Source organism: Endozoicomonas sp. ONNA1 (genome assembly GCF_024606325.1).
In the GTDB taxonomy this organism is placed as follows: Bacteria; Pseudomonadota; Gammaproteobacteria; order Pseudomonadales; family Endozoicomonadaceae; genus Endozoicomonas_A.
In genome coordinates, this window is the sequence record NZ_JAHHPN010000501.1 from 1 (window position 1) to 1,380 (window position 1,380).

1 protein-coding gene is annotated in these 1,380 nt (G+C 42.2%); it reads left to right on the top strand.

Annotated features, from left to right (window positions below):
• The first annotated feature begins 129 nt into the window (after nucleotides 1-129).
• The gene (locus tag KDK19_RS11390; protein ID WP_257291993.1) at nucleotides 130-1,362 is read left to right on the top strand and encodes a pentapeptide repeat-containing protein; all 1,233 of its coding nucleotides are present in this window, start codon (nucleotides 130-132) and stop codon (nucleotides 1,360-1,362) included.
• Nucleotides 1,363-1,380 lie beyond the last annotated feature (18 nt).

Genomic DNA, 1,380 nt, shown 5'->3' on the forward strand with positions numbered 1-1,380 from the left:
GGGCGCCCGCTGGAAAAGCTTTTTCGGCAATCCTGGTCACTCCTTTACCATGAGATAACCTGTAAAGGCAGCCAGTTTGACAAAGGCATCAAAAAACTCGTCAAGGTTTGTGGTGAAGAGGGCATACAGTTGTTGTTTGAGCAAAACCCACAACTGTTGAAGGGAAAGCTGGATTCCCTTGATGGTTTTAAGCTGAAAGGACGGGCGCATAATTTAAAAGGGATTGATTTCAGCGGCTGTTCAATGAAGGGGACAGTGTTTCAATCCATTTCATTTCATACGTGTAAATTCAATACAGAACAGTTAAACAGTGCCATTGTTGAAGATGGCTTTTTCAGCGGCTGTTCTTTTGAAGGTAAGCGGTTTTCATCATCGATATTAGGCAATGCCCATTTCCGCCCCGAAATTGGTGAGGGTAACCAGGTATCTGAAAGCACACACCAGCTTTCCCGAATCCTGCGTCAGTCGTGTGTCAATCAGCACAATGAGTTCAGTCTGCAACAATGGCTGGTGGTGATGGGGAAAAATCATTATCTACGTTCCGGCTCAACACCGCTGGATAATTTAAGTCGGAAAATTCTGATCCGACATATTGACGAAATCAAGACTTTTTATCCACAGCAACTTCCCGGAATTATTCGTGGACTGTTTAGGATTAACTTTAAGGATATTACCAATGCAACAAATTTTGTCTGTAATAACCCGGAATTCTATGATCGCAAAATTAAAGATCTCAAAGATGTGTATTTTGAGTTCAGAACCGCCTTCCTGGAAGAAGGAAATTATAAGCGGGATTCAGGTAATCCATTTGAAAGATTATTTCTCCTCGATCCCGTTACGCACAATGATTATTCCCGGGAAGCAGTTTTGGCGTTGATGTTAAATGTTATTAACCTTGTTCTGTTCCCTGAATCCAATGATAAATACATAGACTTTGGCGTCAATGCCAATAGCGCGGATGAGCATGACCATTGCTTGAAGGCCATTCCTGAGGCAAGTAGAGAAATTACGCAAAGCAATAAAGGTGACCTGCCTCTGGTTGAAATGCAACGTTACAAAACTGATCTTTGTTTCTTTCACCTTAGAGAGTACCGTGAGTATATTCGTCAATTCTGGGGAGAATGTTCAGAGCAGAGCCAATTAACAATAGCCAAACACTGTTTACGTCATCAAAACGTTGTCGTTAGCCCCGTTACAACCGGAGAATTTAAAACATTGTTGACTAAAGAACACGATGTGGGAACTTGGTGGGATCTTTATTGCACCAACATGATAAAGCATGCAAAAAATCAGAAGGAGTGGGACAGCTTGCTCAAGGATAAATTTGGAGAGTGGGCCACCAAAGGCAACAGATATTATTAAGTTCGCATTCCCTGCCGT